The sequence below is a fragment of the Nannocystis sp. RBIL2 genome (genome assembly GCF_026626745.1).
Taxonomy (GTDB): Bacteria; Myxococcota_A; Polyangia; order Nannocystales; family Nannocystaceae; genus Nannocystis.
Window position 1 is genome coordinate 4,716,611 of the sequence record NZ_JAPNJW010000002.1, and the last position, 19,511, is coordinate 4,736,121.

Consider the following 19,511-nt stretch of genomic DNA (forward strand, 5'->3'; position numbering starts at 1 on the left):
TTCTTTTAGCGAAGACCTGCCGAGCGTCTCGAGGATCCCGCCATGGACAGCCGCACCATCGTCGAACTCTGCAAGCAACACACCATGTGGTCGTGGTCGAAGAGCGGCCCGCTGCAGCCGCTCGCGTTCGAGCGGGCCGAGGGCGTGTACCTTTACACCCCCGAGGGCAAGCGCTACCTCGACTTCAACAGCCAGCTGATGAGCGTCAACATCGGCCACAGCCACCCGAAGGTGCTGGCGCGCATGAAGGACGCGATCGACGGCCACATGCTGTTCGCCGCCCCGAGCGCGGCCACCCCGGTGCGCGCGCGCCTGGGCCAGCGCCTCGCCGAGCTCGTGCCCGGCGACATCAACTCGTTCTTCTTCACCCTCGGCGGCGCCGAGGCCAACGAGAACGCGATCAAGGCCGCCCGCCTGTACACCGGGCGGCACAAGATCCTCAGCCGTTACCGCAGCTACCACGGGGCCACCCACGCCGCCATGCAGATGACCGGCGACCCGCGCCGCTGGGCCAACGAGCCCGGCGCGTCCGGCTTCATCCGCGTGATGGACCCGATCCCCTACGACTTCTCCTTCGGCACCACCGACGCCGAGCGCACCGCCAATCACCTGCGCTACCTCGAGGAGGTCATCCAGTACGAGGGCCCGCACACGATCGCGGCGATGTTCGTCGAGACAGTCATCGGCACCAACGGCATCCAGCCGCCGCCCGAGGGCTGGCTGGCCGGCCTGCGCGCGCTGCTCGACAAGTACGGCATCCTCCTCGTGTGCGACGAGGTCATGTGCGGCTTCGGCCGCACCGGCAAGCTGTTCGCCTTCGAGCACTTCGGCGCCCAGCCCGACATCCTCACCATGGCCAAGGGCCTCACGTCCTCGTACGTCCCGCTCGGGGCCATGGGCGTGACCGACAAGATCGCCGCCCACTTCCGCGACAACGTGTTCTGGGGCGGCCTCACCTACAACGCCCACCCGTTCTGCCTCGCCGTCGCCGAGGCCGTCCTCGACGTCATGCTCGAGGAGGACATGGTCGGCAACGCCGCGCGCATGCAGCACGTCATGCTCGCCGAGATGGCCGCGCTCAAGGCCAGGCACCCGAGCGTCCGGGACTTCCGCGCGATCGGCCTGTTCGGCGCCATCGAGCTGCAGAAGGACCGCCAGGGCACCCGCATGGCCCCCTACAACGGCTCGCACCCGGCCATCGACCGCATGATGGCCTTCTTCAAGCAAGAGGGCCTCTTCACCATCTCGCACTGGTGGACCCTGATGTGCAACCCGCCGCTGTCGATCACCGAGGCCGAGCTGCGCGAGGGCTTCGCCATCATCGACCGGGGCCTACAGATCACCGACGAGGCCGTCGAAGGCTGACCGTATGGACATGGCGCGAAGGCCCTGTCGCTTCGGCCCTGTCCTCTCGGTCATCCTCGCCCTCGCCGCCTGCACCGCCCCGCCCCCGCCGCCCCAGGCCGAGCCCGCGCCGCCGGCCCCGCCGGTGCAGGTCCGCGTCGAAGTGGCCGTCCCTGGCCTCGCCGCCGGCGAGCTCGAGGCCCACGTCGCCGCCCCGCTCGAGGACGCCCTGGCCCGGCTCCCCGCGGTCCGGCGGCTCCACGCCCGCAGCCTCGACGGCCACGTCGACGTCGTCGCCACCCTGACCGACGCCGGCGCGATCGCGGCAGTGCGCGACGCCCTGGGCGGCGTCGTCGCGAACCTCCCGACTGACGCTGAACCCCCGCTTCTCCACCGCCTCGACGGCGTCGTACCCGCGCTGGCGATCGCCACCCTCCCCGAGTCCGCCGACGCCGTTCGCAGCGCCCTCGAGCGCACCGTCGGGGTCGGCCGCGTCGAAGTCTGCGGCGTCGGCGAGCGGCGCCTCGCCGTCCTCCTCGATCGCTCCCGCCTCGCCGGCGTCCCGATCGACGCTCTCGTCGACGCAGTCACGACCACCCTCGCCGACCCCGACTCCGCGCCCCTGTTCGAGCGCCTCGTCACCCGCCCGATCACCGCCAACCTGCAGCTGCGCGACGTCGCCGTGCTGCAGGACGGACCGCGCCCGTCCCCCTGCCGGGCTTACGCCGCGCGCGGCCCCGTCTCCCTCGTCACCGCCTTCACCCAGTCCGGCGCCGACCCGAGCGATGTCGCCGCCCGCGCCCGCCCGCACGCAGTCGACCTCGTCTCGCCCACCGTCGACTTCTTCGCCGACCTCGTCCCCGCAGACGGCGAGCTCGCGGTCCTCGGCGCCGCGCTGCCGCCCCGCGACGACCTCGGCAGCAGCGTCGCGGCCTGCCTCGCCGCAGTCCCCGACCTGCCGGCCTGGGCCCTCACGGTCACCGCGCCCGGCCCCGGCCAGCCGCTCGCGCGCGTCCGCCTGCTGGCCGGCCTCACCACCACCTTCCCCATCGAACATGTCCGAATCACCATGTCCAAATGCACAGCCGGCGCCCAGGTCGCGGTGTTCGCCCCGCGGGCCCATGCCGACCACGTCGTGAGCCTGGCCGTGCAGGGTCCCGACCCCGACCTGCGCGCCGGCCTCGCGCGTCGCCTCGGCGAGCGCCTCGCCGGCCTGCCCGGCGTCACCGGCCTGCGGGTCCTCGCGCCTGGCCCGGGCGCGCAGGCGGTCCAGCTGCGGCGCGAAGCGCTGGCGGCCCACGGCGTCCCGCTCGCCGCCGCAGTCACGGCAGTGCGCCTCGCCGCCGGCCCGCTCACCGTCCGCGGCCCGCTACCGGCCCTCGGGCTGCGCCCCTGGCCCGAGCTCGCGGCCGACATCGACATGCTCGATCGGACAGGTCCCCTCGACCAGCAGGTCCGCGATCTCCACGTCGCCTCGCCGTCCGGCCCGATCCCCCTGAGCGACCTCGTCGAGCTGCAGGCCTCCTCCTCCGGAGGACCCCTCGACCGAATCGATCGCGTCCCGACCGCCGCCGTCGAGGTCCGCCTGCGCCGCGCGGCCGACGGCGACGCGGTCCGCCGCGAGATCAACCAGTTAGAGCTGCCGCCGGGCTTCGTCGTCGCCGAGGGTGGCGAGTTGCCGGACAAGGGCCCCTGAATCGGCGGTCACACGCGTGTGCCTGCTTGTGCGGCCGGCGCTCGCTCGTCAAGCTGCTCGGGTCATGACCCAGTCCCAAGCCTCCAACCCCTGGCCGCGACGCATCGGCATCGGCCTCTCGGTCCTCCCGGTCGCGATGCTGCTCTTCAGCGCCTCGGCCAAGCTCGGCTCCAACCCCGAGGCAGTCGCCGGCTTCAAGGCGATGGGCTACCCCGACGGCGCGCTGCTGAAGATCGGCATCGTCGAGCTGATCGTCACGATCCTCTACGCCATCCCGGCCACCAGCGTCCTCGGCGCGATCCTCGTCACCGGTTACCTCGGCGGCGCGGTCGACGTCCACGCGCGCATGGGCGACACGCTCGGCAACATCCTCTTCCCCGTGATCCTGGGCGCCCTCGCCTGGGGCGGCCTCTACCTCCGCGACCCTCGTCTGCGCGCCCTCCTGCCGCTGAAGCGCTGAGCTCCCCGCGGCCGCCTGGGCTGCTGCGAAGGCGCGCGCAGCAGCCCGTCCCGGGTCTGTCGGACCCACCGCGGCTCCAGAGTCATGCCGGCCGGGATCATGAACTGCGCGCACGACAGGCCTGTCGCGCCGCGAGCGCCCGAGAGCCGGCATCGTCCAAATTATTCAATGATCTCGCCGTGGCACGAGCCTCGCTTTAGGGGCCGGCATGCTGACCCGCACCGTCCTGTCCCTCTCCGCGCTCCTGCTCACCCCCGCCCTGATCGCCTGTGACAGCAAGCCCGAGCCGGGCGACGAGACCGGCAACATCGCAGCCAGCGAGGGCACCGACGGAACTGACGGGACCGAAGGCACCGAGGGCACCGAAGGCACCGAAGGCACCGGCACCGCGAGCCCCGGAGATCCGACCGAGGGCACCGCCGGCGAGAGCGAGACCACCAGCGGGCCCGTCGAGGAGACGCCGTGCACGCCGGAGATCGTCGGCGAAGCGCGGGCCTGCGAGGGCGGCACCCAGTTCTGCGCCACCGACTTCAACTACCCGGACGCCAAGCACTTCTGGGGCCCGTGCCTGGCCGAGCCGACGTGTAATCCGGGTGACGAGCAGGGCTGCCTGACCTGCGATCTGCAGGCCGACGGCCAGCCCCAGTGGGTCGACTACTGCGACGACGGCGGCACCACCACGCCGCTGGTCTTCAACTTCGGCGCCGACCCGGTGCGCTACCACAGCACTGCCGCCAGCTTCGACCTCGGCCCGGCCTGCGGCGCCACCGACTGGCCGACCGCCGTCACCCCGTGGCTCGCCTTCGACCGCGACGACTCGGGCGCCATCGAGGCCGGCCGCGAGCTGTTCGGCAGCGCCACCGTCCTGCGCGGCGGCAGCCTGGCCGACAACGGCTTCAGCGCCCTCGCCGAGCTCGACCAGGACCGCGACGGCAAGATCTCCGCCAGCGACCCCGCCTTCGCCCGCCTGCTCCTGTGGGCCGACCACGACGCCGACCGCCGCTCCACCTCGTGGGAGCTGACCCCCATCACCTCCCTCGGCATCGTCGCCATCGGCCTGACCTACCGCGCCGACTCGCGCTGCGACGGCCGCTCCAACTGCGAGATCGAGCGCGCCGCGTTCACCTACCGCGACGCCCTCGGCCGCGAGCGCGTCGGCGAGGTCGTCGACGTCCACCTCGCCTGCCAGTGAGCCCCGCTGCCCCGTGAAGGCCGCGCCGGACCCGTCCGGCGCGGCCTTTCGCCGTCTCCGTCGCTCTCGCTGTCATATTGTTTAAAGGACATGACCGAACGGACATGTCCTTTCATTCACCCGAGGGCTCGGCCGTCGCCACGGGCCGGCCGGCGCCCCGCTCGTGACGCCGCCGGCGGCCCGTGGATCTCCCGGCTCCCCCGGGCGACCGACCTCGACCTCGCGACCTGCGCGGCCGCGCGCCCGGCCGCCGACATGTCCGAAGAGACAGCCCTCGTCCCCCGCCGGGGCCCGGTCTGGAGCCTGCTGCAGCCGGGGCTGCCCGCGCGGCCTCCGCCGTCGTTGCGCCGGCCCCCGGGCGGGCGTAGGCTTTGCGACACTCCACCATGTTTCTCGGCATCCGACGCGCGATCTCCCTCCTCCTGCTGAGCCTCTACTTCTGGAATTTCCTGCTCGTCGCCCTGGTGGGCCCGGAGGACCTGTACGCCTGCTACGCCGCGCTCGCCGCGGTCTACGGGGTGGCCTTCGTCGGCGTCGCCGCCGAGTGGTTCTGGGCCCGGTGGTTCGCCATCGGCCTCGGCCAGTTCGGGGCGTTCTCGCTGCTGGCGCTGCCGCAGACCGGGCCTGAGCCGTCGCTGCTGGTGTTCGGCATCTCGCACGTCCTGGTGGCGCTGTTCCTCGGCGGCGAGGGCATGGCGGCCCGCTACGAGCGGAGCGAGGCGTGCGTCGAGCGCTACAACTTCCAGGAGGAGTCGCTGATCCTCCTGCGGCGCTCGATCAAGTCGGCGGGCATGTCGCTGCCCTTCCTCATCCTCTTCACCCTCGCCCCGCGCCAGGATTTGCTGCACCTGACCGCGCTGGGCCTCGGCGTCGCCGCCCTGGTCGGCCTGATTCGTGCGCGCACGTGGGGCCTGTTCGCGGCGGCCGGCGCGGGCGCGATCGCCCTGGGTGACGGCCTCGGCCTGTTCGGCGCGCCGACCCACGGCTACTTCCTCACCACCCCGAGCGGCAGCCTGATCCTCCACGGGCCCGGCTTCGCCCTGCTCGCCTCGCTGATGCTGCTCGTCCCCCTCGCGTTCGCCCGCCCGCTCGCCCGCTGGCTCCGCGCCTGAAGGGCCGCCCGGTTCGCGCCGGTCCTTTCAGCCATGATCTTTGGGCCAGGTCTTTCGAGACCTGGCCCTTTGTACATGTGCGAACACGCCCGATCACCCCATCATGCGAGAGCGAGCGAACCACGAGCGCCGCCCGCAATGCTGCCGCAGCGGCACTTATCTACTCGCCGCTGGGGGCCCGGGCCCACGAGCAATACCCGGAGTCCCCCCTCGTTGATTCGCGAGACGCGCGCCGGTACCGTGTGCGGCCGTGGGCGCTCGTTTTCCTTTCCCTTCGTTTCCGCGTGGTTGGTTCGTCATCGGCTTCCCCGAGGACATCGCTCCCGGGCAGGTCAAGACCCTCCGTTACTTCGCGCAGGACATCGTCGTGTTCCGCACCGAATCGGGCGTGCTGTCGGCGGTCGACAAGGTCTGCCCGCACCTCGGCGCGCACCTCGGCGGCGGCCACGTCAAGGGCGAGTGCCTGCGCTGCCCGTTCCACGACTGGGGCTTTCGCACCGACGGCGTGTGCGTCGACGTCCCGTACGCCCCGAAGATCCCGCCCAAGGCGGCGGTGAAGACCTGGCACATCCGCGAGCAGAACGGCGTGATCCTGGCCTGGTACTGCCCCAAGGGCGAGGCGCCGGCCTACGAGGTCCCGGTGCTCGAGGAGGAGGGCTGGACCGGCAACAAGACGGTGCGGTGGGTCGTGCGCTCGCACCCGCAGGAGGTCGCCGAGAACACCGTCGACTGCTCGCACCTCGGCCCGGTCCACCACGTCGGCCGCACCGACGTGCTCTCGGTCGAACAGGAGGGCCACTTCATGCGCGTCGTCCTCCACATGGAGGCCTCCGGCGCGCCGATCGACATGCCCGACGAGTTCAACGACGTCCAGCTCGACGTCAAGCTGTACGGCATCGGCCACATCGTCTCGTCGACCACGGTGCTGACCTCGGACATGCGCACGCGTCAGCGGATCTACCCGACCCCGATCGACGAGGACACGATCGCCATCTTCGGCGTCAGCAACATCAAGCAGATGGCGGACGAGGGCTACACCCACGAGATCGAGGACATCTTTTATAAAGCGTTCCTGGTCGACTTCCCCAAGGACTTCCCGATCTGGGAGAACAAGGCCTACCTCGACAAGCCGATGCTCGCCGGCGGCGACGGCCCGATCGGTCGCTACCGCCGCTGGTGCCGCCAGTTCTACGACTACCCCGAGGCCACCGCCGCCCAGCCGACCGCAGCTCCCGCGTCCGCGGCCGCCCAGCCGACCACCGCGCTCGGCAAGCTCAAGGGCTGGCTGCGCACCCTGGCCCAGGCCCCGGCCGCCAACAGCAACGGCGGCAGCAACGACCACGACAGCAACAACAACGACGGCGGCCTCGACGCCCACCTGATCGACCTCGGCCCGCGCAAGCCGCGAGCCGCCGCAGTCACCGGCAAGTTCGCCTCGGTCGGCGACTACTTCGAAACCCTCGAGCGGCGCTTCAACCCCGCCGCGGCCGGCGACCTGACGGCCGTCATTCAGTGGGTGCTCACCGGCGACAAGGCCTGCGCCTACTTCGCCGAGATCAAGGGCGGCAGCGTGCAGCGGGTCGCCGGCACTCATCCCGCGCCGACGATCACCATCGAGATGTCGGCCGAGGACTACCTGCTCATGATCAACGGCGAGCTCAACGGCGCCCGCGCCTTCTCGACCGGCCGCGGCCGGCTGCGAGGCCCCGTGCGCCTGGCGATGAAGATGCAGCGCCTGTTCCCCCTCGAAGCCGCGGTGTGAACCATGGACGAGTTTCTGCGCTGGCTCGTCCTCGCGTTCTGGTCGATCGTCGGCGGCCTCGCCATCGTGTGGGGCGTCGCCGGCTACTACCACCTCCGCTACTACGTCCTCCGCCGCCACGAGCCCGAGACCTGGAAGTGCCAGCCGAAGCGCTGGCTCCGGCCCGAGCAGCAGCGGCAGGCGATGCGGCTGACGACCCTGAACATGACGGTCGGCGGCCTCCTGTCGGGCACCTTCATCTGGAGCCTCGACCGCGGCCTTCCGACCGGCCTCTACTTCGACTTCGCCGAGCGCGGCTGGGCGTGGTTCCTGTTCAGCAGCGCCGCCTTCTTCGTGCTGGTCGACCTGCTGGCCTACTACGCCCACCGGGCGATGCACCACAAGCTGGTGTTCCGCCAGGTCCACTCGTGGCACCACCGCTACGTCGCCACCACCCCGTTCGTGGTCACGGCCATGCACCCGGTCGAGTTCTTGACCTTCCAGGCCGTCACCTTCGTGCCGATGTTCTTCCTGCCGATCTACTACCTCACCGCGATCACAGTCTTCGTCTACATCCTCGTCTTCAACATCATCGACCACTCGGGCGTGAAGCTGAGCTCGCGCTGGCCGTGGCAGGGTCCGACCAGCTTCCACGACGATCACCACGCCCACTTCCACTGCAACTTCGGCCAGTGCCTGCTGCTGTGGGACCGCCTGCACGGCACCCTGCGCCGCAAGAACCGCCGCTACGGCGCCGACGTCTACGGCGGCAGGGGCTCGGGCGGAAGCAGCGACGACGACTTCGTCAGCTACAAGTAATCCATCCTCCGCGGCGACCTCTCTCGCCGCGGATCACCTGCCCGACGACCGCGTCCGCCGCGACTCTCATCGCCCCGATCGGCACCGCATGCACGCCCCCTGGGACCTCGCCCCGCACCTCCCCTGGCACACCTTCTCCAACCCCGCCGACCAGTGGTCGGTGATGCCGTCGTTCCTGCTCGGCGAGTACCTGTTCTACGCCTGCGCCGCGCTGGCCTTCACCCACGCGTGGAAGCAGGGCGCCGAGCGGCGCAAGCACCTGCTCGCGTGGTTCGGCGCCCTGCTGGCCGGCACCGCCAACGACATGATCTTCATGGCGCTGCCGCTGGTCGACAACTTCTGGCAGGCGCAGGGCACGATCATGCTGACCCCGCGCCTGCCGCTGTACATCCCCTGCGTCTACGTCTGCTTCATGTACTTCCCGACGGTGTCGGTGTGGCGCCTCGGCCTGCCGCCGCTGGCCCGCGCCGCCCTCACCGGCCTGGCCGGCAGCCTGTTCTACGCCCCCTACGACATCACCGGCGCCAAGTTCCTGTGGTGGACCTGGCACGACAGCGACGCCCCGATCGCCAGCCGACTCCTCGGCGCCCCGATCGGCAGCACCATGTGGGTCATCACCTTCGTCGCCGCGTTCTCGTGGCTGCTCGGCAAGGCCACCGACCGCGACCCCGCCGTCTCCGGCAAGACGGTCGCCAAGGGCCTGGCGCTGGTGTGCGGCCTCAGCACGCTGCTGATGATGCTGCAGCTCAACGTCCTTCAGCAGCTCGACGGCGGCGTCCCGGGGCCGATCGGCCTCGTCACGGTGATCGCCGTCTACGGCCTCCTGATCTGGCGCGGCAGCAAGCACGCGAACCCGGCCGAGCCGCGCCGCGCCGACCGGATCCTCCACGCCGCGGTGGTCCTCTACTTCACCAGCCTCGCGGTGATCATGGCGGCCTTCACGCCCGAGACCCACGTCAGCACGAGCATGCATCAGACGTATGGCCAGTGCCACGTCGAGGCCACCGACATCACCGGCCACACGCGCTGGCTGTACGTCTGCGCCGAGGATTTTGACGAGGACTACTCGTTCGAGGCCGTCAAACTGCCGAGCGACGGCGACGAGTGGTACACCGTCACCGGCCGCCCGCACACCAGCTATCCAAAATGGCTGGCCGGCGTGTCCGGCCTCGGCCTCGCCGGCATCGCCCTCTACTCGTTCCTCCTCGGCCCGCTGCGCCGCCGTCGCCGCTGACACTCCTTTTTTAAAAGAGACATGTCGCCGAGGACATGTCCTGTCCGAGCGCGTGACCTCGATGCGCCGACCGCATGACGTTGAGGACATGCTCTGATGAGCATGTCCTTTTGGACATGACAGCCTCGGTGCTCTCGCCCGGCCGCGGCCTTCCCCGGAGCCCGTCCGGTCAAAGCCGCCGGTCGCGTGCGGGCGAGCCGGCGTGTTCGCGGCCGGCCGGCACCGACGACCGCCCCCGGCTGACCGCCGCGCCCCGCCTCTCTCCCGCGGGTCAGCCCGGCCAACGATCTCGCGCACCGCCCCTCCTCGCCGCGACACCCCCGGCGCCGCGCCCGCGAAACGCCGCACCGCCCGCGCGCGCATCGCCGCCCGGGCGCTCGCGCGTCACCGGGTTCACACCTTCGGGCATGGTGAGTCGCGTCGCCGCCGACGAGCACGACAGCACGGACGGGCTAGGCGAGGTCGGCGACGCGCCCGCCGATCCTCGCGCCTCGCCGAGCCCCCGCGCCGCCTCGCCCCCGGCGCGTCCCCCTTTAGCCCCGCGCCTGCTCGTCTCGCTCGCGCTCCCGTTCCTCGCGCTCGTCCTTCAGCTGCTGCTCTGGCGCCTCATCCCGCGCACCTGGTTCCTCTTCTTCTACCCCGCAGTCTTCTCCGCCGCCGCACTCGCGGGCCTGCGCGCCGGCCTGAGCACCACCGCATTGTCGGCGGTCCTGGTGTGGTGGTTCTTCGTCCCGCCCGCGCAGCAGCTCGTCAAGCACGACCCGGCCGCGCTCGTGCCGATGACTGTGTTCGTCGGCATGGGCATCGTCTTCAGCGTCTTCCACGAGCGCTTGCGCCGGGCCGAGCGCGCCGCCGCCGACGCGACCCGGCACCTCGCCTCCTCGCTGGTCCATCAGGCGCCGGACGGCATCCTCATCGCCGACCCCGCCGGTCGCCTCACCCAGGTCAACCCCGCCGCCTGTCACATGCTCGGCTACTCGCGCGACGAGCTGCTGGGCCTGACCTTGCTCGACCTGCTGCACATCGACGCCACCGATCCCACCGACGTCCTGCACGGCTTGCCCGACGCCTTCGAGTCGAGCGTGCGGCGCAAGGACGGCACCGAGCTGCCGGTCGAGATCCGCGCCAGGCTGCTCACCGACGGCCGCTGGCAGGCCTTCGTCCGCGACGTCTCCGCGCGCCGGCGCGTCGAGGAGGCCCTGCGCGAGCGGCAGTCCGACCTCGATCGCGCCCAGTCCGTCGCCGGCGTCGGCAGCTGGCGACTCGACCTGCGGCGCGACGAGGTTACGTGGAGCGACGAGAGTTACCGGATCTTCGGCGTCCCGCACGGCACCCCGCTCACGTACCGCCGCTTCCTCGACCTGCTGCACCCGGACGACCGCGCGCACGTCGACCGCGCGTGGCAGGCCGCCCTGGCCGGCGTGCCCTTCGACGTCGAGCACCGGATCGTCGTCGACGGCGAGGTGAAGTGGATCCGCGAGCAGGCCGAGGTCGACCTCGACGGCGCCGGCGTCCCGCTGCGCGGGATCGGCACCGCCCAGGACATCACCCTGCGCAAGCGCGCCGACGAGGCGCTGCGGCGGGCCCACGACGCCGAGCGGCGGCTCCGCGCCGAGCTCGAGGACCTCACGCGCGCCGCCGCGGCGGTGTCCGAGGCAGTCGCCGACCTGCCGCGCTCCGACCTCGCCACGGTGCTGCAGGTCATCGCTCGCCAGGCCCAGACCCTGACCGACGCGCGCTACGTCGGGCTCGGCATCGGCACCGACCCCGCCGTCCCCTTCGACCCGTGGATCTCCCTCGGCGTCTCCGAAGAAGTGGCCCGCCGGATCGCCCGTAACCCGCGGCCGATCGGCCTGCTCGGCGCGGTCGCCCGCGACAACCGCATCATCCGCACCCGCGACCTGCACCGGCACACCGCCTTCGGCGGGTTCCCGCCTGGCCATCCGGACATGCGCAGCTTCCTCGGCGTCCCGATCCGCTTCCACGGCCGCCCGGTCGGCAACTTCTTCCTGGCCGACAAGATCGGCGCCGACGAATTCTCGGTCCAGGACCAGCGGCTCATCGAGCTGCTGGCCGCCCGCGCCGGCGCGGCGATCGAGATCGCCACCCGCTACGTCGGCGAGGCGTTCCAGCGCGCGTGGCTGCAGACCGTCCTCGACCAGCTGCCCGAGGGCGTCATCGTCGTCGACAGCGAGAGCACCATCGTCCTGCGCAACCGCGTCGCCGCCGCGCTCGCTCGCCGCTCGGGGCTCGTCGGCCACCCCGAGGATCGCCTTTACGACGTCCGCGACCCCGCCGGCACGCCGGTGCCGTTCCAGCGCACGCCGGCCAACCGCGCGCTGCGGGGCGAGACCCTCGTCGGCGTCGAGTACGTCATCGTCGGTCCCGACGGCCGCGGCCTGCCGGTGCTCGTCAGCGCCACCCCGCTCGTCACCGACGGCGAGCCTGCCGGCGCCGCGATCGTGTTTCAGGACATCAGCGCGCTCAAGGAGCTCGAGCGCCTGCGCGAGGAGTGGACCTCCGTGGTCGCGCACGACCTGCGGCAGCCGGTCGCCGTCGTCGAGCTGACCGTCGACGGCCTCCTGCGCGGCCACCCGGACGCCGCGCCAGAGCGGACCCGCCGCGGCCTCGAGCGGATCAAGACCGCCAGCCGCCGCCTCGGCCGCATGATCGACGACCTGCTCGACGCCTCGCGCATCGAGTCGCGCCGCCTGACCGTCCAGCCGCGCCTCGTCGACCTCGCGGCCCTGGCCGCCGGCGCGGTCGAGCAGGCGCGCGAGACCTTGCCCGGCGCGCCGATCCGCGTGGTCGCCGAGGGTCCGCAGCCGGCGTGGGTCGACCCCGACCGGATCCACCAGGTCCTGGACAACCTGCTGTCGAACGCCGTGAAGTACGGCGAGCCGGGCCGGGAGATCCGCGTCGACGTCGGCCCGCGCGACGACGCAGTCGAGCTCGTCGTCGTCAACCGCGGGGCCGGCATCGCGCCCGACCAGCAGCACTCGCTGTTCTGCCGGTTCGCCCGCACCCGCGAGGCCCGCGAGGGCCCCGTCCCCGGGCTCGGCCTCGGCCTCTACATCTCGCGCGGCATCGTCGAGGCCCACGGCGGCCGCATGTGGGTCGAGAGCGCCCCCGGCGCGACCACCAGCTTCCACTGCCTGCTGCCGCGCGAGCCGCCGCGGGAGTGAGCGGTCCTTTCGGACATGTTCTTACAAACATGCACAAATAGACATGCCCCCCAGGGCATGCCCCTTCGCGCATGTCTCTTCGGTCCGGCTCAGGTGGCCGGGTAGCCGGGGATCACCTCGACGAGCGCCTTGGCCAGCAGGTCGAGCTCGGCGTTGGTGCCGACGCCGACGCGCAGGCAGCCGGCCAGGCGCGGCATGGCCGAGGCGTCCTTGACGAGGATCCCGCGCTGGGCGAGGGCCTCGGCGACGCGGGTGGCCTCGCCGGCGGGGTCGAGGCGGACCACCGCGAAGTTGGCGTGGGCCGGGAACACCTTGGCCTTGGGGATCTTCTCCAGCAGCCCGACCAGCTTCTGGCGGGCCGCGAGGCTGCGGGTCAGCATCGCCTTCTGCACGCCGTCGAACTTGGTCAGCACCAGCTCGGCGATCGCCTGGCTGGTGGCCGACACGTTGTAGGGGTTGCGGACCACGTTGAGCGGCCGGCGCAGCGCCGGCGGGGCCACGAGGTAGCCGATCCGCAGCGCCGCCAGCCCGATCTTCGACAGCGTCGACATGTACACGACGTTGTCGGGCAGACCCTGGCGCCACAGCGTCGCCCCCGGCGAGTACGAGATGTAGGCCTCGTCGAGCACGAACACCGTCGCCGGGTGCTGCGCGATCAGGCGCTCGATGACCGCCGAGTCCCACAGGCTGCTCGTCGGGTTGTTCGGGCGGGCCAGGAAGCACAGCGCCGCGCCGGTGGCGACCCCGAGCGCCTCGTGCATCAGCGTCTCGTCGAGCTCGAGCTCCTCGGTGAGGGGCACCTCGAGCACGCCGATCCCGCGACAGCGGGCCGCGTGGCCGTACATCTGGAACGTCGGCGTCGGCACGACGATGAAGCTCGGCTCGCTCGGCCGGCCGCCCAGCGCGGTCAGCAGGAAGCCGATCAGCTCGTCGCTGCCGCAGCCGAGCACCACCGCCTCCGGGTCGACCGCGTGGCGCTGGGCCAGCAGCGCCCGCAGCTTGCGCCCGGACGTGTCGGGGTAGCGGTTCAGCTCGAGCTGAGCCACTCGCTTGCCGACCTCCTGCACCACCTCCATCGGCCACGGCTCCGCCAGCTCGTTCGCCGCCAAGCGCGCCTTCACTGGCACCGGCTCGATGTCGTACACGTCGAGTCCCGCCAGCGCGGGTCGCAGGTGGCGAGTCCACTCAGATGTCGTCATGAACATGTCCTCCGGGTCATGTCTGAAAAGCTATGTCGTTTCGCGCAGCCGCAGCTCCGCCGCGCGTGCGTGGCCCTCGAGCCCCTCGGCTCGGGCCAGGCGCGCGATCGCCGGCGCCTGGGCGGCCAGCGCGTCGCGGCCGAGCCGCAGCACGCTGGTGTGCTTGACGAAGTCCCACACCCCGAGCGGCGAGGCGAAGCGGGCCGCGCCGGCCGTCGGGAGCACGTGGCTGGGGCCGGCCGTGTAGTCGCCGGCGGCCTCGGGCGTGAACGCCCCGACGAAGATCGCCCCCGCCGTGGCGATCTGCGGCGCCACCGCGTCGGCGTCGGCGAGCAGCAGCTCGACGTGCTCGGGCGCGTAGGCGTTGACGGCGGCGACCATCGCCGCGACGTCGTCGACCAGCACCGCGGCCCCGTGGTCGCGCAGCGCCTGCGAGGCGATCTCGGCCCGCGGCAGGTCGCCGAGCTGACGGGTCAGCGCCGCGATCACTGCGGGCACCAGCGGCTCGCTGTCGGTGATGAGGATCGCGCAGGCCAGCACGTCGTGCTCGGCCTGGGCGATGAGGTCGGCGGCGACCAGCTCGGGGTCGGCGGTCGCGTCGGCGACGACCACGATCTCGCTCGGCCCGGCGATCCCGTCGATCGCACACAGCCCGAACACCTGGCGCTTGGCCGCGGTGACGTAGGCGTTGCCGGGCCCGACGATCTTGTCGACCCGGGGCACCGTCGCCGTCCCCAGCGCCAGCGCGGCGATCGCCTGCGCCCCGCCGATCTGGAACACCCGGTCGATCTCCGCGATCTCGGCCGCCAGCAGCACCACGTCGGGCGCCCGCGGCGTCACCAGGATCACCTCCGGCACGCCGGCGACCTTGGCCGGGATCCCGGCCATCAACACCGACGACGGGTAGGCCGCGGTGCCGCCCGGCGCATACACGGCGACCCGGCGCAGCGGCGCGACCCGGCTGTACAAAGAGACATCTTCGATCTCGAGGCCGGTGTCGGCCTGGGCCTGCGTCTCGTGGAACACGCGGATCCCGTGGGCCGCGGTGACGAGGGCCGCGCGCAGGTCGGGCGACACGCGCGCGGCCGCCTCCGCCCGCGCCTCGCGGGAGATCTCGAACTGCTCCGGCGTCAGCGTGCGCTGCTCGAAGCGGCTCGTGAGCTCGCAGACCGCCGCGTCGCCGCGCGCCCGCACGTCCGCGATGATTGCGCGCGCGGCCGCGTCGGCCTCGCCTTCGAGCCCTGCCGCGCGCGAGCAGAGGGCCCGCCAGGTCGACTGGTCCTCGGCTCTACCCCCGCCACGGAGGTCGAGCGTGCGAAAGCCGAGGTCTCGCATGGCTCGCAAGGTACAGCGCTCACGGCCCTGACGGAAGTGAAACCCGCCCGGTTCTTGGTTATCCTGTCTGCTGCGCAGATGTCGCCCGCCGCGCACCGCACAGCTCGCGTCCTCGCGCCTGCCCGCGCGGGCCTCCGCGTGCCGGTCGCGGCCGGGCTCGGGCTCGCGCTCACGCTCGCGCACGTCGGCTGCACCGCCCCGGGCGCGGAGACGACCGAGGGCGCCGGCACCGAGGACAGCAGCACCAGCGGCGTGTGGGCCGAGGCGCCTGCGCCGGCCGACGCCTGCGCCGAGGCCCTGCTCGTGTCGCACGGGCGCTACCGCGGCAACCTGCGGGCCATGACGGCCGACGAGGCGATCGGCGGCGTCTGCGGGGGCGGCGGGGCCGACGGCTTCCTCCGCGTCGAGGTCCCGGTGCGGGCCGATCTGACCGTCGCGGCCCGCGGCGTCGGCTTCGCCCCGCGGCTCTCGTTCGCCCCGGACGACTGCCTCGGCGGGCGCGAGATCGCCTGCGCCGCCGACGCTCCGCTCGCGCTGCAGGACCTGGCCGGCGGCACCGTCCTCCGCCTCGCCGTCGGCATCGACCCGGCTGTCTTTTCGGACCTGAATCAAAAGCCAGCCCCGGAGGACGCCCCCGACCCGCTGAGCTACGACCTCGAGATCGGCCTGACCCGGGTCCTCGACGCCGGCGAGGTGTGCGAGCCGGCCTCGCGCGGGCGCTGCGTCGCCGGCACCCTGTGCATGGCCAGCGCCCCCGGCGACACCCCCGAATGTACGACCTTGCCGGCCGACACCTGCAGCACCGCCCTGCGCACGCCGGTGGTGCTGGGCGCCGACGGCGAGGCCGCGCTGGTCGTCGACCCGGCCTTGCCGCAGACCGACGCCCACGCCCATACGTGCGGCGGCGCCGGCCTGCGCGAGCGGGTCCTGCAGCTCGACCTGCCGGCCACACCGCCGGCGCGAGCGCTCGAGATCACGGTCAGCCGTCCGGACGTCGGCCTCGCAGTGCGCGCGCCCGGCTGCCTCGCCACCGACGAACTCGCGTGCGCGGCCGGCACCGATGCCCCCGCGCGGGTCGTGATCGGTCGCCTCACGAGCCTGCGCGCCGCCGGCGTCGCGCCCTATCTGTTCATCGAGTTGCCGCCCGACAGCGAACGCGACCCGGCCTTCACGCTGAACCTGCGCCTCGTGTCCGAGCCGACGCCCTGGGGCATGCCTGGTGCACCGTGACGCTTCGTCGCGCGCGTGTGAGGGTTGAATAAGAAGTCGCGTGATCGGCGGAGCCGGTCCGCGTGAGATCGTCGCGAATGGGCCGCAAAGCGCTTGCCCTGCGCAAAAGGCGCGCATATGCTCGCGCCGCGCCCGCGGGTGCCCATCCTTACGTCAACCGCCGTTCACGGCACCGAGAGTCAAAATGGCAAGCCGACTGTTCACCAGTGAGTCCGTCACCGAAGGTCACCCCGACAAGATGTGCGACAAGATCAGCGACTCGATCTTGGACGCGATCCTCGCCCAGGACCCCCGCGCGCGCGTCGCTTGTGAGTCGCTGGTGAAGACGGGCTACGTGAACGTCGCCGGCGAGATCACCACCAGCACCTACGTCGACATCCCGCGGATCGTCCGCGCCACCGTCCGCACTATCGGCTACACCAGCTCGGACATGGGCTTCGACGCCGACAGCTGCGGCGTGCTCGTCGCCATCGAGGGTCAGAGCCCCGACATCGCCATGGGCGTCGACGAGGGCAGCGAGAAGGAGCAGGGCGCCGGCGACCAGGGCATGATGTTCGGCTACGCCTGCACCGAGACCGACGAGCTGATGCCGATGCCGATCAGCCTCGCGCACAAGCTGACCCGTCAGCTGACCGAGGTCCGCCGCGCCGACAAGAACAGCTTCCTGCGCCCCGACGGCAAGAGCCAGGTCACCGTCGAGTACGACGGCGGCCGCCCCGTCCGCGTCGACACCGTCGTCATCAGCACCCAGCACAGCGCCGAGGTCTCGCAGGCCAACCTGCGCGAGTTCGTCATGGAGAGCGTGATCAAGAAGGTCGTCCCGGCCGACTTGCTCGACGCCAAGACCAAGTTCCACATCAACCCGACCGGCCGCTTCGTCGTCGGCGGGCCGATGGGCGACAGCGGCCTCACCGGCCGCAAGATCATCGTCGACACCTACGGCGGCATGGGCCGTCACGGCGGCGGCGCCTTCTCGGGCAAGGACCCGTCGAAGGTCGACCGCAGCGCCGCCTACTACGCCCGCTACATCGCCAAGAACCTGGTCGCCTCGCGCCTGTGCAGCCGCGCCGAGATCCAGCTCGCCTACGCGATCGGCGTCGCCCGCCCCGTCAGCATCGCCGTCGACACCTTCGGCACCGGCAAGCTCCCCGACGAGAAGCTGGCCCAGCTGGTCGAGGCCCACTTCGACGCCCGCCCGGCCAAGCTGATCCAGGAGCTCGACCTCCTGCGCCCGATCTACGCCCAGACCGCCGCCTACGGCCACTTCGGCCGCAGCGAGCCCGACTTCAGCTGGGAGCGCACCGACCGCGCCGAGGCCCTCGCGGCCGCCGCCGCCCGCTGAGCCCCCGCGGCTCCCCACTCGCAGCGCGACCCCGGCCCCGTGCCGCGGTCGCGCTTCGTCTTTTCGGCCATGTGCATGGAGACATGTTCTTTCAAACATGTCCATTCGCGCATGTCCGAATGCTCCTGCACCCGTCGGGACGAGGACCGACCCCGCGCGCCCGCCGTGGTCCGGCGCTGTCAATCCTCGAACAACGCCGCGACCATACGGTCCAGCTCCGCGTCCCCGCGCGCCAGCTCGGCGGACACGCCGAGGCGGTCGAACCAGCGCCAGATCGCCGCGGGGTCGCGGAGCGGCGCGTCGCCGTCCCACAGGTCCGTGCGGAGCTTCCGCTTCACATGCACGTTGAGCGCCGCGATCTGGCGGTCGTCGGCCGCGAGCAGCTCGATCAGGGGTCCTCCGCGGCACAGGCAGCTCAGGGCCGGCTCCTCGACGATCGGCAGCGCCGCGCGCAGGGCCGCGAGTTCCGCGGCGTCTGCGACCTCCGCGAACAGCCCGTGAGCGCCGCTGGGCCCCAACCGCACGCGCACCCGCGTCGTCCCGGCCAGCGCCGCGTCGAGCACGGCCTGGGTCGGCGGATTGGGGCACCACACCAAATCTCGATAGTCCATCGCTCCAGAGTGCAGCAGGACCGCCGCGGACTGGCCACTTACTCATGACGAGTCGCCGCACCGCACGAGCGATTCACTCGTGGCCCCAGCACGATCTCCACGCGCGGTCGCCGCTGGTTCGATCCCGCCCTCACCCTGCACGCACCCTCGGAGCCCCGCGAATTGTCTCCCGACTGGCTCAGTTTTACGCGCCTTGGTAGCCTGTCTGCGATGGTCGCCTCGCCGTCGCGCCGGCTCTCCGTAGCAGCACTGATCTTCGCCCTCGCCGGCGCGGGCATGTCGGCCCACGCCGCTCCTGCCCCGAAAAAGGCCAAGGAGGCGGCCCCGGCCGCGGCGCCTGCGTCTGCCGATCCGGCGCCGACCCAGCCGGCCGCGCAGACCCCCGCCCCGGCCAAGAGCGAGGGCGGGCTGCTGGGCGAGGACCCGGCCGCGAGCGCGCGGACCTCGGACCTCTACGGCGACCGGCTCGACGGCATCGAGGCCGAGGTCAACAGCCTCAAGGACAAGATCTTCCGCAGCAAGGCGCGGCTGGCTGTCCTTCGGGACACGGTCATGGCGGGCGTCGCCGCCGGCGGCCGCGTCGTCCTCGCTCACCGCAACCTCATGGGCGTCGGCTTCCGCCTGGTGCGGATCGTCTACACCCTCGACGGCGCGCAGATCTTCGCCCGCAGCGACGAGTCGGGCGGCCTCGACGCGGAGGACGAGATCCTCGTGTTCGACGGCACCTTGCCGCCCGGCCCGCACGAGGCCCGCGTCGAGCTCACCTACCAGGGCCAGGGCTACGGCATCTTCACCTACCTGCGCGGCTACACCTTCAAGTCGCCGCAGACCTACAACTTCAACGTCACCGAGGGTGGCAGCTTCAAGCTGGTCAGCAAGGGCTACGAGCGCGGCAACCTCACCACCGAGATGAAGGACCGCCCCGCCGTCGAGTTCCAAGTCGTCGGCCAGGACGGCGCCGCCGCGGCCGCGGCCAAGGCCGAGCCCGCGGCCGCGCCCGCCAAGTGACCC

15 protein-coding genes are annotated in these 19,511 nt (G+C 72.0%); 12 read left to right on the top strand and 3 right to left on the bottom strand.

The genetic code is table 11. From position 1 onward, the window contains the following. Nucleotides 1-42: 42 nt before the first annotated feature. The 9 genes from OV090_RS43515 (at nucleotide 43) to OV090_RS43555 (ending at nucleotide 12,783) form a co-directional block, all read left to right on the top strand. Nucleotides 43-1,365 (top strand): aminotransferase class III-fold pyridoxal phosphate-dependent enzyme, encoded by a 1,323-nt coding sequence (locus OV090_RS43515; RefSeq protein ID WP_267710814.1) that lies wholly within the window; start codon nucleotides 43-45, stop codon nucleotides 1,363-1,365. A 10-nt stretch (nucleotides 1,366-1,375) separates the two neighbouring features. After that, nucleotides 1,376-3,040 (top strand): efflux RND transporter permease subunit, encoded by a 1,665-nt coding sequence (locus tag OV090_RS43520; protein WP_267710815.1) that lies wholly within the window; start codon nucleotides 1,376-1,378, stop codon nucleotides 3,038-3,040. Between the two features lie 64 nt (nucleotides 3,041-3,104). Beyond that, entirely contained in the window at nucleotides 3,105-3,500 is a 396-nt protein-coding gene (locus OV090_RS43525) for a DoxX family protein (RefSeq protein WP_267710816.1), read from the top strand. A 208-nt stretch (nucleotides 3,501-3,708) separates the two neighbouring features. Continuing rightward, on the top strand, nucleotides 3,709-4,692 hold the full coding sequence (locus OV090_RS43530; protein WP_267710817.1) for a calcium-binding protein: 984 nt from the start codon (nucleotides 3,709-3,711) through the stop codon (nucleotides 4,690-4,692). 386 nt (nucleotides 4,693-5,078) lie between these two features. Continuing rightward, on the top strand, nucleotides 5,079-5,804 hold the full coding sequence (locus OV090_RS43535) for a hypothetical protein (RefSeq protein WP_267710818.1): 726 nt from the start codon (nucleotides 5,079-5,081) through the stop codon (nucleotides 5,802-5,804). A gap of 250 nt (nucleotides 5,805-6,054) precedes the next feature. Beyond that, entirely contained in the window at nucleotides 6,055-7,566 is a 1,512-nt protein-coding gene (locus OV090_RS51265) for a Rieske 2Fe-2S domain-containing protein (RefSeq protein WP_267710819.1), read from the top strand. 3 nt (nucleotides 7,567-7,569) lie between these two features. After that, nucleotides 7,570-8,364, top strand: a complete 795-nt coding sequence (locus OV090_RS43545; protein WP_267710820.1) for a sterol desaturase family protein — start codon at nucleotides 7,570-7,572, stop codon at nucleotides 8,362-8,364. Between the two features lie 88 nt (nucleotides 8,365-8,452). Next, complete coding sequence (locus OV090_RS43550) at nucleotides 8,453-9,598, top strand: hypothetical protein (RefSeq protein WP_267710821.1); 1,146 nt, start codon at nucleotides 8,453-8,455, stop codon at nucleotides 9,596-9,598. 407 nt (nucleotides 9,599-10,005) lie between these two features. Beyond that, nucleotides 10,006-12,783 (top strand): PAS domain S-box protein, encoded by a 2,778-nt coding sequence (locus OV090_RS43555; protein ID WP_267710822.1) that lies wholly within the window; start codon nucleotides 10,006-10,008, stop codon nucleotides 12,781-12,783. A gap of 89 nt (nucleotides 12,784-12,872) precedes the next feature. On the opposite strand, the gene OV090_RS43560 is transcribed toward OV090_RS43555, so the two are convergent. Continuing rightward, the gene (locus OV090_RS43560) at nucleotides 12,873-13,982 is read right to left on the bottom strand and encodes a histidinol-phosphate transaminase (RefSeq protein ID WP_267710823.1); all 1,110 of its coding nucleotides are present in this window, start codon (nucleotides 13,980-13,982) and stop codon (nucleotides 12,873-12,875) included. A 30-nt stretch (nucleotides 13,983-14,012) separates the two neighbouring features. Further along, nucleotides 14,013-15,317 carry a histidinol dehydrogenase gene (gene hisD, locus OV090_RS43565; RefSeq protein WP_267710824.1) on the bottom strand — a complete coding sequence of 435 codons (1,305 nt, stop codon included), beginning with the start codon at nucleotides 15,315-15,317 and terminating at the stop codon, nucleotides 14,013-14,015. Between the two features lie 78 nt (nucleotides 15,318-15,395). Here hisD and OV090_RS43570 point away from each other — a divergent pair, with 78 nt between their 5' ends. Both OV090_RS43570 and metK read left to right on the top strand, forming a co-directional pair. Next, nucleotides 15,396-16,547 carry a hypothetical protein gene (locus tag OV090_RS43570; RefSeq protein WP_267710825.1) on the top strand — a complete coding sequence of 384 codons (1,152 nt, stop codon included), beginning with the start codon at nucleotides 15,396-15,398 and terminating at the stop codon, nucleotides 16,545-16,547. 184 nt (nucleotides 16,548-16,731) lie between these two features. Further along, entirely contained in the window at nucleotides 16,732-17,889 is a 1,158-nt protein-coding gene (gene metK, locus OV090_RS43575) for a methionine adenosyltransferase (RefSeq protein ID WP_267710826.1), read from the top strand. A 179-nt stretch (nucleotides 17,890-18,068) separates the two neighbouring features. Here metK and OV090_RS43580 read toward each other — a convergent pair whose 3' ends face one another. Continuing rightward, complete coding sequence (locus tag OV090_RS43580) at nucleotides 18,069-18,500, bottom strand: hypothetical protein (protein WP_267710827.1); 432 nt, start codon at nucleotides 18,498-18,500, stop codon at nucleotides 18,069-18,071. A 210-nt stretch (nucleotides 18,501-18,710) separates the two neighbouring features. Between OV090_RS43580 and OV090_RS43585 the strand changes: the two genes are divergently transcribed. After that, complete coding sequence (locus OV090_RS43585; RefSeq protein ID WP_267710828.1) at nucleotides 18,711-19,508, top strand: dihydrolipoamide acetyltransferase; 798 nt, start codon at nucleotides 18,711-18,713, stop codon at nucleotides 19,506-19,508. The last annotated feature ends 3 nt before the right edge of the window (nucleotides 19,509-19,511 follow it).

Coding starts and splice junctions, on each gene's coding strand:
- OV090_RS43535 (WP_267710818.1), top strand. CDS start 5,079: ATGTTTCTCGGCATCCGACGCGCGATCTCCCTCCTCCTGCTGAGCCTC.
- metK (WP_267710826.1), top strand. CDS start 16,732: ATGGCAAGCCGACTGTTCACCAGTGAGTCCGTCACCGAAGGTCACCCC.
- OV090_RS43545 (WP_267710820.1), top strand. CDS start 7,570: ATGGACGAGTTTCTGCGCTGGCTCGTCCTCGCGTTCTGGTCGATCGTC.
- OV090_RS43515 (WP_267710814.1), top strand. CDS start 43: ATGGACAGCCGCACCATCGTCGAACTCTGCAAGCAACACACCATGTGG.
- OV090_RS43520 (WP_267710815.1), top strand. CDS start 1,376: ATGGCGCGAAGGCCCTGTCGCTTCGGCCCTGTCCTCTCGGTCATCCTC.
- OV090_RS43570 (WP_267710825.1), top strand. CDS start 15,396: ATGTCGCCCGCCGCGCACCGCACAGCTCGCGTCCTCGCGCCTGCCCGC.
- hisD (WP_267710824.1), bottom strand. CDS start 15,317: ATGCGAGACCTCGGCTTTCGCACGCTCGACCTCCGTGGCGGGGGTAGA.
- OV090_RS43550 (WP_267710821.1), top strand. CDS start 8,453: ATGCACGCCCCCTGGGACCTCGCCCCGCACCTCCCCTGGCACACCTTC.
- OV090_RS43525 (WP_267710816.1), top strand. CDS start 3,105: ATGACCCAGTCCCAAGCCTCCAACCCCTGGCCGCGACGCATCGGCATC.
- OV090_RS43530 (WP_267710817.1), top strand. CDS start 3,709: ATGCTGACCCGCACCGTCCTGTCCCTCTCCGCGCTCCTGCTCACCCCC.
- OV090_RS43585 (WP_267710828.1), top strand. CDS start 18,711: ATGGTCGCCTCGCCGTCGCGCCGGCTCTCCGTAGCAGCACTGATCTTC.
- OV090_RS43580 (WP_267710827.1), bottom strand. CDS start 18,500: ATGGACTATCGAGATTTGGTGTGGTGCCCCAATCCGCCGACCCAGGCC.
- OV090_RS43560 (WP_267710823.1), bottom strand. CDS start 13,982: ATGACGACATCTGAGTGGACTCGCCACCTGCGACCCGCGCTGGCGGGA.
- OV090_RS43555 (WP_267710822.1), top strand. CDS start 10,006: ATGGTGAGTCGCGTCGCCGCCGACGAGCACGACAGCACGGACGGGCTA.